Source organism: Enterococcus ratti, from assembly GCF_001886195.1.
GTDB lineage: Bacteria > Bacillota > Bacilli > Lactobacillales > Enterococcaceae > Enterococcus_B > Enterococcus_B ratti.
Genome location: NZ_JXLB01000002.1, coordinates 35,368 through 50,546 on the forward strand (window position 1 = coordinate 35,368; position 15,179 = coordinate 50,546).

Here is a 15,179-nt window from a genome sequence, read left to right on the forward strand (position 1 = left end):
TGGAGGGAACCCCTTTTGATCGATGTAAATAAATTCGAAAGTATGCAAATAGGTTTGGCTTCTCCCGAAAAAATCAGAAGCTGGTCTTATGGTGAAGTAAAAAAACCTGAGACGATTAACTATCGTACCTTAAAACCTGAACGCGAAGGGTTGTTCTGTGAGCGAATTTTTGGTCCTACGAAAGACTGGGAATGTGCCTGCGGAAAATACAAACGTATCCGTTATAAAGGAATTGTTTGTGATCGATGCGGTGTTGAAGTGACACGCTCAAAAGTTCGTCGTGAACGAATGGGGCATATCGAATTAGCTGCACCTGTTTCACATATCTGGTACTTTAAAGGGATTCCTTCTCGTATGGGACTTGTTTTAGATATGAGTCCACGTGCTTTAGAAGAAATCATTTATTTTGCTTCTTATGTTGTGATTGAACCAGGAAATACCAACTTAGAGAAAAAACAATTGTTGACAGAACGTGAATATCGTGAAAAACGTGAACAATACGGCCAAGAGTTTCAAGCAGCAATGGGTGCTGAGGCCATCAAACAACTGCTTGAAAGTGTCGATTTGGATGCAGAAGCTGCTGAATTAAAAGAAGAATTGAAATCTGCACAGGGGCAAAAACGGACACGTGCCATCCGACGTTTGGATATTTTAGAAGCTTTCCGTTCTTCAGGAAATGCACCAAGTTGGATGGTTATGGATGTTATTCCGGTTATCCCGCCTGATTTACGTCCAATGGTTCAATTAGAAGGTGGTCGCTTTGCAACAAGTGACTTGAACGATCTTTATCGTCGAGTAATTAATCGTAACAATCGTTTGAAACGCTTGTTAGATTTGAATGCTCCGGGAATTATTGTTCAAAATGAAAAACGCATGCTGCAAGAAGCGGTAGATGCGTTGATTGATAATGGTCGTCGTGGACGCCCAGTGACTGGGCCAGGGAATCGTCCATTAAAATCTCTTTCTCACATGTTGAAAGGAAAACAAGGACGTTTTCGTCAAAACTTGCTTGGGAAACGTGTCGACTATTCTGGTCGTTCGGTTATCGTTGTTGGTCCATTTTTAAAAATGTATCAATGTGGTTTGCCAAAGGAAATGGCGATTGAATTGTTCAAGCCATTTGTTATGCGAGAACTTGTTCAACGTGAACTTGCTTCAAATATCAAAAATGCTAAACGGAAAATTGAACGGCAAGAAGATGAAGTTTGGGATGTATTGGAAGAAGTAATTAAAGAACATCCAGTTTTACTTAATCGAGCACCTACACTCCACAGACTTGGAATTCAAGCGTTTGAACCGGTTTTAGTTCAAGGACGTGCGATTCGTTTGCATCCTCTTGTATGTGAAGCTTACAATGCCGACTTTGACGGTGACCAAATGGCTGTTCATGTTCCATTAAATGAAGAAGCCCAAGCAGAAGCACGCATGTTAATGCTCGCTGCTCAAAATATCTTAAATCCAAAAGATGGTAAGCCAGTTGTAACTCCTTCTCAAGATATGGTTTTAGGGAACTATTACTTGACAATGGAGGAAGAAGGGCGTGAAGGCGAAGGAATGGTCTTTTGTGATCAAAATGAAGCAGTAATTGCATGGCGCAATGGCTACGTTCATTTGCATTCACGTATTGGAGTAAATCCTAATTCATTGGGTGAAAAACCTTTCACACCATGGCAAAAAGAACGGATCATGATTACAACAGTTGGTAAGATTATTTTTAATGAAATTATGCCACCAGAATTTCCTTACTTGAATGAACCAACTGATTTCAATTTGACTGTACAAACGCCGGATAAATATTTTGTTGAAGCTGGAACGGATATTCCTGCGTACATTAAAGAACAAGAACTAGTTTTACCATTTAAGAAGAAAAATTTAGGAAATATCATTGCGGAAGTTTTTAAACGTTTCAAAGTAACGGAAACTTCTAAGATGCTTGACCGTATGAAAGATTTGGGATATAAACATTCGACACATGCGGGTATTACGGTGGGGATTGCTGATATTAGTGTGTTGAACGAAAAACAAGGAATTATTGAGAATGCCCATAAACAAGTTGAAACAATTACCAAGCAATTCCGTCGAGGGTTGATTACAGATGATGAACGTTATGAACGCGTCATTGCTGTTTGGAATGCCGCAAAAGATAGCATCCAACAAAAATTGATGGAAGGCTTAGAAGCGAAAAATCCAATCTTCATGATGTCTGATTCAGGGGCGCGTGGGAATATTTCCAATTTTACGCAGCTTGCTGGTATGCGTGGGTTGATGGCTGCTCCGAATGGTCGAATTATGGAGTTGCCAATCATCTCAAACTTCCGTGAAGGACTTTCTGTATTAGAAATGTTTATTTCTACTCACGGGGCACGTAAAGGAATGACAGATACAGCCTTGAAGACAGCCGATTCAGGATATCTTACTCGTCGCTTAGTTGACGTGGCTCAAGATGTCATTATCCGTGAAGAAGATTGTGGAACGGATCGAGGACTTGAAATTCAAGCTATTCGTGAAGGAAATGAAATTATTGAATCATTAGAAGATCGCTTGATTGGTCGTTATACTCGTAAAGAAGTACGTCATCCTGAAACAAATGAACTGATTATTGCTGGAAATCAATTAATTTCAGAAGATGTAGCAAAACAAATTGTTGATGCCGGTGTTGAAACTGTGACGATTCGTTCAGTCTTTACATGTAATACAAAGCATGGGGTCTGCAAGCATTGTTATGGTCGTAACTTGGCTACAGGTTCTGACGTGGAAGTGGGAGAAGCGGTTGGTACAATTGCTGCACAATCCATCGGTGAACCGGGGACTCAATTAACTATGCGTACTTTCCATACGGGTGGAGTTGCTGGAGATGACATCACGCAAGGTCTTCCTCGTGTTCAAGAAATATTTGAAGCTCGTAATCCAAAAGGTCAAGCTGTAATTACAGAAGTAACAGGTGATGTCATTGATATTTCAGAAGATGCGGCTACACGTACGAAAGAAGTAACAATCAAAGGGAAGACTGATACACGTACGTATACTGTTCCTTATACGGCACGTATGAAAGTAGCTGAAGGGGACATGATCCATCGTGGTGCACCGTTAACGGAAGGTTCAATTGATCCAAAACAATTATTACAAGTTCGTGATGTGTTATCTGTTGAAAATTACTTGCTACGTGAAGTCCAACGTGTTTACCGTATGCAAGGGGTAGAAATTGGTGATAAGCATATCGAAGTAATGGTTCGCCAAATGTTGCGTAAGGTTCGTGTAATGGATCCGGGGGATACAGATATTTTGCCGGGTACATTAATGGATATTGCAGACTTTAAAGACCAAAATTACAATACGTTGGTATCTGGCGGAGTTCCTGCAACTTCTCGTCCCGTCCTACTAGGTATTACAAAAGCATCGTTAGAAACAAATAGTTTCTTATCTGCTGCTTCTTTCCAAGAAACAACACGCGTCTTGACGGATGCTGCGATACGTGGGAAGAAAGATCCCCTTCTTGGTTTGAAAGAAAATGTTATCATTGGTAAAATCATTCCGGCTGGTACTGGTATGGCGCGTTACCGTAACATGGAACCAAAAGAAGTAGGTGTTGCAAGTGAAAATGTTTATAGTATTTCTGACATTGAAGCACAGATGGCAGCAGAAGACGCAATGAATGAACAAAACTAGATAGAATTTGAAAATGTTAAAAAAACAGGGCTGAGAAAGAATCTCGGCTCTGTTTTTTTTAACAAAAATGACTATATAACAATGGTCTCATTCAAAATAAAATGGAGTGTTTCATGAAAAAAGTAAAAAGTATAGAAACAAATATGTACTTTTTTATATGCTGTATCACAGTGATGAGAAGTAATTTTTTTAAATAAAATTTATTCAGAACCACAAGCATTGAACGTACTGTTTCGTAAACATCTTTTTATTTTTTAAAACGTAAGATTTCTTTTTTGCCAAAAGGTTTTATTAGCGGCTGAGAAAGCGACTTTTATCTTTATTGTATTGATTCTGGTTTAAATTTTCTTTTAATAATTTGTACATAATAGAAGTTGAATCAAGTTTTTCAGAAAGTGTACAGTGTGTATTAATAAAATTGGCGCCTTTATTGGTTGAAATACTTTGAATAAGTTTTTATAGAGATGAATCTTTTTTTGGCATGATTGTCTTTCCTCTATGTAAAAGAATTAGTAAAAAATACCTATCAAGGATAATACCGTATATTAATTATCCACAGGGGAAAAAAGAAAACTAATTTTTTCTTTTTTGTGGAAAAAATTAACGAAAGCAGAAATTAAAGTTATCCACAAGGGAATAAAAAAGAGCAAACTTTATAAAAAGATTAGCAGGAAGAGAAATTTTTGCCTATGTCCTAAGAAATTTGGGTATAAAATTAGTGAAAATTTAACTATGTTAATTGGGTTTAAATGGGACATGCAAAAAAAGGCTGTTTCATTAAGCAAAATATTATCTTCCTTTTGTAAATCAAGGTATGATGAAAAGAAGTTTAACCAATTAAGTACCCATTAACTATCAGAGTGCTTTCTCATGCGAATATAGCTTCTTTAATATCATTAGAGACAGAAACTTCAGGTAAATAGTCAATGAATCCTCATTTGTTAGAAAGCAAATTTTTAATTTTTGGTGTGGACGCTGATTCGGATCAATAATTTCATGGAAGGAGAACTCTTTTTGGATTGAATTGATATTTTAGGGTTCCTTTGGAAGTGACACTTTAGTTAATAGAATACGGAGATCAAAGAGCTGGCAGCTTTCTTCAATTGTTATTTGAAAGTTGAGTTTGTTATCGAAGTAATGAATAGTGAGAAATGTAATAGGGATAATAGATTTTTTTAAGGCGTATAGTAGGAAGAATCACGTAATAAAAAATCAATTCTGCAAAGAATGTGTCATGCAATAAATTTTACAATTTATAAATAGTTGAATGAAAGTTATTAGATGAATAATCGTTTACGAGGAGGAAATTATATGACAAAAAAAGCAGTATTTGCAGGTGGTTGTTTTTGGTGTATGGTTAAACCGTTTGAGACACAGCACGGAATTATTGCGGTGACATCCGGTTACACAGGCGGACATATGCCTAATCCCACTTATGAACAAGTGACGACTGGTACGACTGGTCATACAGAAGCAGTTGAAATTGAATATGATCCTTCTGTCATTTCTTACGACCGGCTAGTTGAGATCTACTGGCAACAAACTGATCCTACTGATGCGTTTGGGCAATTTGCTGATCGTGGAGATTCTTATCGTCCGGTCATTTACTATAGTAATGAAGAAGAGCGTGGGGTTGCTGAAAAATCAAAAAAACGACTTCAAGAAAGCGGTCGATTTGATCGACCGATTGTAACTAAAGTTGAACCAAAAAGTGAATTTTATCCTGCTGAAGACTACCATCAAGACTATTACAAGAAAAATAAATTACATTATAATTTGTATCGAGAAGGCTCCGGTCGTGGAAATTTTTTACGTAAGCACTGGTTTGAAAAGTGAAGCAGCGTTTTATCAGGCAGTATTCGTTCGTATGCGCCTTTAGTATCTATCAGAAGAAAGACGAATTAGAAGGGATAATTTTTTAAGGCAAATGTAGTAAGAGTAAAGCAGTACTTAAAAAAGGAACGAAAGGCAGTTTTGTTTCTTTTTTGTTATGAATGGTAGAAAAAAGAGAGAATAGTAAGCCTAGGAGACTGGAAATAAATAATAATTGGATAAAACGCTCCAGTGTTAAACCGCCACTCCAACTTAAAAGTAATAAAATATCTCCTAATCCTAAAAAGTGGGAAGCATAACGTATCAAAGGGAAACTAATTAATAAAAGACTGAAAAAACATAACAATTGAAATTCTCCATTTATAATCCAAACTATCCATAAAATGATCCATGAAAAATACAGCGTTCTTGCCTCGATTACTAGGTAAAAACAATCCATTAGTGAAAGTAAAAAGGCAGAAAGAAACCAAAAAATTAATATGCTGTTCGTGTTGACAGAAAAGGAAAAAAGCCAAATGCATAAACTACCACCGATTAATTCGGCTATGAAGTATATGGGTGAAATTTTGCAACGGCAGTGCCGGCAACGAAAGCGTTGGAGGCAAATAGAAAGAAGTGGAATTATTTCTTTCCAAGATAAGGGATGACCACAGTTGACACAATGTGATCGTGGATAAATAATAGAGTGTCCTTGGGGAAGTCGTTGTGCAATTAAACATAAGAATGAACTGACACAACATCCAATGATAAAATAAAGAAGCAAAAACATAGTCGTATCCTCCTTTTAAAGAAAGATACGTCAGAAATAAAATATTTATGTATTTTTTAGAGGTGACAAAATGAATATCTCAATCGGAGTCGATGTTGGAACTACACAAATCAAGGCGGTAGCATTTAATGATCAAACCGAAGTAATCGCTTCCTCCTACTTTTTTAATCCTATGATTCAAGAAACACGAGAAATGGCTGAATAAGATCAAGAATTAATTTTTCATGGGGGATGTACGGTGATTCAAAAAGTAGGGAAGCAATTAGCTGTGGATACAACTATTGAAGTAATTTCTTTTTCTACGGTGATGCATAGTTTGATTTTATTAGATGAAAATAAAAAGCCTTTAACTCGTATGATGACATGGACAGATAATCGTGCAAAAGATCAAGCAAGGAAGTGAAATGTAGCGATTTGGGAAAACAATTGTATCGACAAACTGGTACACTGCTTCCTCCTATGTCACTGCTTGTTAAAATAAAGTGGTTAAAAGAAACTCAACCAGAATTAACGAAAAAAGCAGCATATTATATTGGTATTAAAGAGTATATCTTTTATTGCTTATTTCAACAACTCATTTGCGATTACATTGCGTCTTCAGGTACAGGCTATTTTGATATCCATCAATTTAACTGGACTGAAAATGTACTAAAGTACTTATCTATCAATAAAAATCAGTTGCCACAGTTATTTCCTCCAACAACTAAGATAAATTGATTGAATCAAGAAAGAAGAGAAAGATTAGGGTTTTAAAATGATATACCATTTATGTTGGGAGGTACCGATGGACTTTTGTCTAATTTGGGGTTAGGTACGTTTGGAGAAAATGTTGCTTCTTTAACTGTAGGAACGAGCGGGGCATTAAGATTTGTTAGTAATAAACCACCGCTGCATTCTCAAATGGAGACCATTTGTTACGTGCTCGACCGAACACATTGGGTAATTGGCGGTGCGACAAGTAATGTAGCAGGAATTTTGGCTTGGGCAAATCAAACATTGATGAAAGAAGTTGTACAAGAAACAATCAATACAAGAGAAGATGCTTATACTACATTTTTTTCAGAAATTTCTTTTGTACCTTTGGGTGCGAATGGTTTACTTTTTTGTTCTTATTTGTTAGGAGAATATGCTCCTTTGTGGGAACCTGAAGCTTTTAGTAGTTTTTAGGTTTAAGAAGGGATCATACAGAAAAAGAAATGATGCGGGCGGTTTTAGAAGGCATTTGTTTCAATCTTAAAAGAATCTTGACTGGCGTTTGTAAACAGGGACAGGTAGTTGAAATTAGAACTACTGGCGGATTTTCATAATCGGTTATCTTTCACCAGTTGATGGCTAATGTTCTTGGTTGTCCACTTATTTTTCCAACCGTTTCAGAATCATCTGCTTTAGGAGCTGTTTTTTTAGGATGGCAAGGGATCGGAAAAATCACCGAATTAAGCGAATCAACTGGGAAAATTCAGTTGAAATCACAAGTATTAGTTCAACAAAACATGCAAGAAAGTTATCAAAAAATTTATCCGGTTTTTGTTAAGATGCAAAAACAGTTAGTTAATGCCTATCAGCCACTTGCTCAGTTATGTGAAATGTTAAAGGTCGATAAAGAAAAGGACTGAGTTTATTTTAAAAAGAAATTTCTGTTACAAAAAATTTATAATGAAAATCATTCTCAATTAATCGGTTTCATTGTACTTTTGACGAAAAGTCTACTATGCTTTAAATTATAAAAAGAGAGATATAGGAGGAGAAAAGAAAATGAAATTTACACAAACAAAAGAAATACTTAATCAATTAGTAGCAGATTTGAGCCAAATGTCTGCTGTTGTGCATCAAACACATTGGTACATGCGAGGACCGGGTTTTTTGACGCTACATCCAATGATGGATGAATTCATGGAAGATTTAAATGAACAATTAGATGAAATTTCTGAACGTTTAATTACTTTAGATGGGTCTCCATACTCAACATTACGTGAATTTGCAGACAACACGAAAATTTCTGATGAAGTGGGGCGATGGGATCGTAATATTCCCGAACGTTTGGAAATTCTTGTCAAAGGCTACCGTTATTTAGCTGATCTTTATCAAAAAGGAATTGAAGTATCTGGTGAAGAAGGCGATGATTCCACGCAAGATATCTTTATTGCATTTAAAACTGCTACTGAAAAACGAATTTGGATGATTCAAGCCCATTTAGGTAAAGCACCGGAAATTGATGCGTAAAGCTTAAAAACGTGATTATTATATTAAATATAGCATAGTAGAAAAACTGCGAGAATAATTTTCCTCGCAGTTTTTATTTGTTTTTTCTTAGATTTACTCTAATATTAAAATAAATTATTTTTAGCTGGTCATAGGTATAGTTGAAAAAAGTAACAGGCAAACACGGTTTTAATAAAGAGAAGTTTTTTATTAGTAAGAAAAAACGTTGACATTAAGGGGATTAGAAGGTAATATGTTAAATGGTATTGTTTGCCCCACGAAGAGCCCCGGAAACTCAAAGTGTATGTCAAACATCAGAACTTAAATTGGAGGAAACTAACGTGCGTACAACATATATGGCCAAACCAGGCGAAGTAGAACGTAAATGGTATGTAGTAGACGCAACTGATGTTCCATTAGGACGTCTTTCAACAGTTGTTGCATCTGTACTACGTGGTAAAAATAAACCAACTTTCACCCCTCATTTGGACACTGGCGATTTTGTCATCGTCATCAATGCAGACAAAGTGAAATTAACAGGTAAAAAAGCGACTGATAAAATTTATTACCGTCATAGCAACTACCCAGGTGGATTGAAATCAATTACTGCTGGCGAATTGCGTGCTAAAAATTCTCGTCGTTTGATCGAAACTTCTGTAAAAGGAATGCTTCCTAAAAATACTTTAGGTCGCAAACAATTTACAAAATTGAATGTATATGCTGGCGCAGAGCATCCACATGCAGCACAACAACCAGAAGTTTTAGACATTACAAACTTAATCTAATAGGAGGGAATTTCATTGGCACAAGTTCAATATATCGGCACAGGCCGTCGTAAAAATGCAGTTGCTCGTGTACGTTTGGTACCAGGAACTGGTAAAATTACTGTAAACAAAAAAGATGTTGAAGAATATATTCCGCATGCTGACTTGCGTGAAGTAATTAATCAACCTTTTGCTGTTACTGAAACAAAAGGCGCTTATGATGTATTTGTTAACGTAAAAGGTGGAGGTTATGCTGGACAATCAGGAGCTATCCGTCATGGGATTGCTCGTGCATTGCTAGAAGTTGATCCTGATTTCCGTTTGGCTCTTAAACGTGCTGGCTTGCTTACACGTGACGCACGTATGGTCGAACGTAAAAAACCAGGGTTAAAAAAGGCAAGAAAAGCAAGTCAATTTTCAAAACGTTAATCCTTATTATATCAAGGATTTCAAGGCATCATCCGTTTGGATGGTGTCTTTTTTTAGCTAAATTCCTTGAAAATTGGGTCTATTTTACAGACCCTTTTCTATATAAAATGTTTTCGAGACTTGGAAAAATCTGTTATTTTTAAATTTTATTTAATTCTAATGTTTACTATGTTTTTAGCAGTGTTAGGTAATGTGACTGCAATAAATTTGTTATACAATAATGGATTTTGATTTTGGGACGTAAAACATTGTGTTTTATGTGTCTTACGTTTGTTTAATATGTATGGAAAGCCTTTAATAGGTGAATAGAAAATTTATTTTTGTTGAACTAAAAAAGAAGCTAATTCGTATGAACTAGCTTCTTAGCTATCTAAATATAAAGCAAGTTTATTTGCTGTTTCTCTTTTAGCCTCAGTTGTGACGTGAGTATAAATCTTCAAAGTTATATCACTATTAGCATGACCTAGACGGTCTTGGACTTCTTTCAATGTTGCTCCTGCCTCGAATAACAATGAACAATGAGTATGCCGAAACCCATGAATTGTAATTTCTCTTATTTCTTTATTTTCTTTAACAACAGTTTTCATACAACGATTCAAATAGTCAGGGTCGAATGGTTGGTCTTTTTCGTGTTTTAATGGAATGTCTCTTGTAAATACTAAATGATTGTCCCTAACATTAATATAGCGTGCCTGTTGTTTTTCTTTCCAAGTCATTAAAATATTAGAAGTCGTAGGGTCGATGCTAATTACTCTATTGCTTTGTTCATTTTTAGTGTCTGATACGTAAGCAATGCGTTTAATCATCGTCATTGATTTATTTACGATAATACTGTCAGCTCGTATATCAGACCATCTTAAAGCCATCAGTTCGCCTTTCCTCATTCCCGTAAAAGCCAATAATCGAAAAGCTGTAAACCACATATAATCATAGTTCTGCTCCAGTACATCTAAAAAATTATTCAATTCATTCTTGTCATAGTAATTTTCGATATTACTACTTGTTAATTCGACAGTATTAGCAATATTCATTCGAGATTTATTTATCTTTGGCATTGTGCATAATCGCATAGGATTTTTTTGAATTAAATCTTTTTTTATTGCTAAATCAAGAATTTGTTGGGTGTAACCCTTTAAAGCTTTATATTTATGATATTCCTTCGCCCACTTATTTAGTATTTGCTGACAGAATTCTGTAGTTATCTCATCAACATATTTTTTACCAAAAACAGGTAATATTTTTAATCTAAACAAATCAATTGTTCTGTTGTATGTAACCAATCTGACAGAATCTTTATAGGTAATCAACCATTCTTTATACATATCTTGAAATGATAATTGAATATATTTTTGTTCAGTTTCAATTTTCCCTTCTATTTCAGCTAATTTTTCAAGTGCTTGTTTTTTTGTTGAAAATCCAGACTTTTTAATATACTTTTGTTTTCCATTATAATCTAAACCAAGGAATATTCTGAATTTATAAGCAGTTTCTCCATTTTTCTTGATATATTTGTCTACTCTAGCCAATATAATCGCTCCAATTCTTCAGAAGTGTGCAGCGATTATACCTCGCTTCAGGAAGGATATCTAGGATGTTCTACAAATTTGCTCTCCGTTATTTATGATGCTATAAAGGTCCATGTGATGGATACTTTTGTAATTAGTATCCTTTGTCGATGCTGATAAATCAACATCGAAACAGACCACAAAGATGATAAGGATACTTTAATTATTATTCAATGTAAAAGTATCCCTTTAAAACAGCATAGGAGGAGGCAAAATGACACGAAATATTATTAATGTAAAACCTATAAAAGATAAACAAGTGATGGTAGATTTTTTAACGGAATTGAAAAAAGGAAAACATGGGAAAAGAGACCATTTGATATTTACCATAGGTATTTTCACTGGCTTACGAATTTCTGATATTTTAAATTTGAAAGTTTCTGATGTTCAAAATAAGACTACTACAGTCATTGTCGAGAAAAAGACAAATAAACAAAGAGAATTAAATCTATCCAATTTGACTAGTTTAATAATTGATTATTTAAATTCTTATCATGATGGACAATCTAATTGGTTATTTTATAGACCTTCTGACCATTCTAAACCGTTAGGAACCCATCAATACTATAAAGTCTTGCAAAGAGTCGCAGACACCCTTGAATTAGATTATATTGGCACACACACGATGCGGAAGACGTTTGGTTATAAATACTATCGCCAATTCAAGGATATTCCCACATTAATGAAGATTTTGAATCATTCTAGTCAAGCAATCACGATTCGGTATATTGGGCTAGAAGAGGAAGAAATTCGAGCAAGTTTAGATAAGTTTAATCCATTAGGTTGAATATCTAAGTTAGCCAACAGTGGATTTTATCAACAATTTTTTTATCGAATCACTTGTAATAGAAAATTATATATGATAACATATAAGTGAAGATAAGAAGTTTATCTTTTCAAATATTTGTCGTTCCTCGATATACGACTAATAAAAGGTCGAGTTCAAATATTTGTCGTTCCTCGATATACGACTAATAAAAGGTCGAGTTCAAATGATTTTTTTACTCTATTCTTTTGAATAGAGTTTTTTTGTAGGAGGAAAAGAATGAATGTAGGGCATTTTTATTACTTAAAAGACCAGTATTTTATAGATTTTCCAGACCAATATTTAATGAAAAACAGAGAAAGAATTAATGGTGTATTTCACGATAGACCTTGTTTTTATGCATTTCAAGATAGGAATACTAGCTTATATTGGTTAATACCATTTTCTTCTCAAGTTTCAAAATTTAGAGCAATATATCAAAGTAAGATAAATAAGTTTAATCGATGTGACACAATAGTATTCGGGAATGTATTAGGTCATGAAAAAGCATTTTTAATTCAAAATATGTGTCCTGCATCAAGAAATTATATAAAAAATGAATACTTAGATAGTCGTGCAAATGTTGCTGTCCGAATAGATGGCGTACTGGAGAGAGAATTATTAACTAAAGCAAGAAGAGTTTTAGCTCTACATAGAAGAGGTATACGTTTAATTTTTCCTGATGTTTTAGAAATAGAACGACAATTATTACAAAATAATAACAGGAGAAATTCTTAAAATAATATAAAAGCACAGTCAGTCAAGATTGTGCTTTTTGTTTGCTCTTTTTTAGCTGAACTGTATTAAACTTTTCTTTATTTTGTTGACTTCTAGTATAGAGCCTATGTGCATAATTAAATTCTTGTTTATTTGAAGTAAAGTATAGTGAAGTCTTTGACTTAGAAAATTTAGCGACATAATAATAGAAATCCATTAGAGAAGAAATCACATGAACACCATATTGTCTGTTTTGCTCCATTTCATAGAAAATAAGTTTACCTAGGTTTTCAACATAAATCAGTATATCGTCACGTATATACTGACTATTCTTTTCCGAATTTCTATATGAAAAACTATCTAATTTTAGCTCAATTAGTGGTAAATATTCAATGTTAGGAACAACTAAAATATCAATCATATCTAATGAATGTGTGTGATAGTTTATATCTAATTTATTACGAAGACATGAAACTCGAATAGGAAATTTAGTTAATACATTTTTGATACATTCGACAAAAAAATTATATTCTTCAGATTGTTGTGGTAATTGATTCACTAATTTATTCGCTTGTAGTTTTAGATGTTCATTAGTTTGAAAAGTATCTTTACCTGAAGAATAACAAGATAAATACAATTCTTTTTGATGGTCACAATTCGTTATAATATGAATATTTTCTGTAAAAATACTATAAGCTACAAGTTTTTGAACAACATTAGTTTGTCTATCTAATAGGCTTAAATTCTTAGAATCAAAATGGTTCGTATAAAAGAAATATTTTCCCAATTTTTGTTTCGTAATCATTTTATTTTTTTCAAGTGTTTTTAACCGACTTTCTAAACTGATTCGATTGCACTGAAGAATCTTTAGTAGGGTGGATTCATAGATGCCATCTGAGTTATTTATTATCTGAAATAATTCTTCTGTGTCAATTGCTCGTTTGTTTACAAATTGTGTTGTCATGTTCACTCCCTCCAATAGTAATTTTGTATAATTGATAATATATTATATTTAGTAAACTTAATTGTTCACTCTCTAAACTATCCCTTAAAACTATCCATTCAATTTGCTGATTGTAAGTTAGTAGAAAATTAGGATAATTGTAAGGAGCAGCCAGTTAGAAAAAATTCACGGAGGTTTCCATTCAATTTTTTCAAAATCCTGTCAAATTTCCTGTAGTTTTATAAAAGTTCTCATGAAAGTTCTCAAAAAGTTCTCATCTGCTTTTATTAAAAAATGCTTTATGTAGGGTTTGTGAAGGGATTATGTAGCCTATAATTTTTATAGATGTAGGGTTTATGAAGGGGTGGTAATTTAATAAAAAAGAGTGTTCAATTCCTAAAAGTATCCCACAAGAGCATCCCAAATTCATATGTATCCTAACCCTACTTCACCCCTTCATTATATCATCTTAAAATAGATGATGGAAATTTGAATCATGTCTTTAAAATTGTTGACAAAAAACTCTCTAATAAAATTATTAGAGAGAAATCAAGTATTAATTGAGTATTATTACCTGTAAAGTATATACTGTTTTTCCACCATGAACATTGATGTATTTCATCTTAATTGTATTTACTTCACCGATTTTTAGTTTTAATCCTTTATTTGTTCCCCAGCTTACATTTGAATAATTCGCTTTACCTAAGTATATTTCTTTTTCTCCGTTAATACTTATATATGCTTCACGTGTCTTGTTTGTTCCAAATCCTTTATCAATAGCATCTTGTTTTACAGCAACATTAATGTCGGAAATACTATCAACAAGAACATATCCATTCTCTATTGTAGGTATTCCATTTGATGCTTGACTTAGTTTAATTGTTCTTATTTCTGTATTATCTGGTGTCCAAATGATAGGTCCCCAATTCGCTCCTTTAAACCAAATATTAAAATAACCTTTAACTTCAAAAGAATTGTTAAATTTTCTCATACATTTACTATTATTAGTGTCTAATAGATTGGTGTTCTCATCTATTTGTTCAAAAGAATCACAATATATTGTCGATAAGCTAGGTTTTAAAGTATTTCTAAATAATAAATAACTAATAGCTATAAAAATACCAAATATAATTATTGCAACAACTATAAATAGTCCTTGACTTGTTCCATTTGTCATAAAAAATGACCTCCTTTTTGTTATTTTATTGTAGTATAAATTATAGCAAGTACTTATGATAAATCAATTTTATAGAACTGGATAATTTCTGTAACAAAGCATTTTGGTTAGAATAATAAAGTATTTAAAGGGAAATAATAGAAAAGTAAAGGAGGATTGATTTGCTGGACATTTGTTATTTTTGATGCAATAATAAATGTATACCTTGATGAAATACACCATTGTCATATAAATAGATACAATATTGGATAATTGTATTCCCTCTATATGATAGAAAATCCCTAATTTGCTCTAGTATCCATTTTTTATGTG

At 33.7% G+C, this 15,179-nt stretch carries 11 protein-coding genes and 1 pseudogene; 8 read left to right on the forward strand and 4 right to left on the reverse strand.

Translation table 11 applies throughout. The annotated features are described in order from the left end of the window. Window positions 1-15: 15 nt before the first annotated feature. Window positions 16-3,666: a DNA-directed RNA polymerase subunit beta' gene (gene rpoC, locus RV14_RS01000; protein ID WP_071854495.1), complete on the forward strand. Its 3,651-nt coding sequence runs from the start codon at window positions 16-18 to the stop codon at window positions 3,664-3,666. Between the two features lie 1,311 nt (window positions 3,667-4,977). After that, entirely contained in the window at window positions 4,978-5,502 is a 525-nt protein-coding gene (msrA, locus tag RV14_RS01010) for a peptide-methionine (S)-S-oxide reductase MsrA (protein WP_071854497.1), read from the forward strand. Window positions 5,503-5,584: 82 nt separating this feature from the next. Here msrA and RV14_RS01015 read toward each other — a convergent pair whose 3' ends face one another. Beyond that, complete coding sequence (locus RV14_RS01015) at window positions 5,585-6,262, reverse strand: prepilin peptidase (protein WP_071854605.1); 678 nt, start codon at window positions 6,260-6,262, stop codon at window positions 5,585-5,587. Between the two features lie 76 nt (window positions 6,263-6,338). On the opposite strand from RV14_RS01015, the pseudogene RV14_RS12885 reads away from it, so the two are divergent. From RV14_RS12885 to rpsI, 4 genes and pseudogenes are all read left to right on the forward strand, one after another. Beyond that, window positions 6,339-7,881 (forward strand): annotated as a pseudogene (locus RV14_RS12885) (gluconokinase). Window positions 7,882-8,020: 139 nt separating this feature from the next. Beyond that, entirely contained in the window at window positions 8,021-8,488 is a 468-nt protein-coding gene (locus RV14_RS01025; RefSeq protein ID WP_071854498.1) for a Dps family protein, read from the forward strand. A 335-nt stretch (window positions 8,489-8,823) separates the two neighbouring features. Further along, complete coding sequence (gene rplM, locus RV14_RS01030) at window positions 8,824-9,252, forward strand: 50S ribosomal protein L13 (RefSeq protein ID WP_034686358.1); 429 nt, start codon at window positions 8,824-8,826, stop codon at window positions 9,250-9,252. A gap of 15 nt (window positions 9,253-9,267) precedes the next feature. After that, entirely contained in the window at window positions 9,268-9,660 is a 393-nt protein-coding gene (rpsI, locus tag RV14_RS01035; RefSeq protein WP_071854499.1) for a 30S ribosomal protein S9, read from the forward strand. A gap of 362 nt (window positions 9,661-10,022) precedes the next feature. On the opposite strand, the gene RV14_RS01040 is transcribed toward rpsI, so the two are convergent. Then, complete coding sequence (locus tag RV14_RS01040; RefSeq protein ID WP_071854500.1) at window positions 10,023-11,186, reverse strand: site-specific integrase; 1,164 nt, start codon at window positions 11,184-11,186, stop codon at window positions 10,023-10,025. Between the two features lie 253 nt (window positions 11,187-11,439). Here RV14_RS01040 and RV14_RS01045 point away from each other — a divergent pair, with 253 nt between their 5' ends. Together RV14_RS01045 and cptIN are read left to right on the forward strand one after the other, a co-directional pair. Further along, a complete protein-coding gene (locus RV14_RS01045) occupies window positions 11,440-12,012 on the forward strand; it encodes a tyrosine-type recombinase/integrase (protein ID WP_071854501.1) in 573 nt (190 codons plus the stop codon). 258 nt (window positions 12,013-12,270) lie between these two features. Further along, a complete protein-coding gene (cptIN, locus tag RV14_RS01050; protein ID WP_071854502.1) occupies window positions 12,271-12,768 on the forward strand; it encodes a type III toxin-antitoxin system CptIN family toxin in 498 nt (165 codons plus the stop codon). A 22-nt stretch (window positions 12,769-12,790) separates the two neighbouring features. On the opposite strand, the gene RV14_RS01055 is transcribed toward cptIN, so the two are convergent. Continuing rightward, window positions 12,791-13,711, reverse strand: coding sequence for a hypothetical protein (locus RV14_RS01055; RefSeq protein ID WP_071854503.1), 921 nt, complete (start codon window positions 13,709-13,711; stop codon window positions 12,791-12,793). A 535-nt stretch (window positions 13,712-14,246) separates the two neighbouring features. After that, the gene (locus tag RV14_RS01060) at window positions 14,247-14,867 is read right to left on the reverse strand and encodes a hypothetical protein (RefSeq protein ID WP_071854504.1); all 621 of its coding nucleotides are present in this window, start codon (window positions 14,865-14,867) and stop codon (window positions 14,247-14,249) included. Window positions 14,868-15,179: the final 312 nt, after the last annotated feature.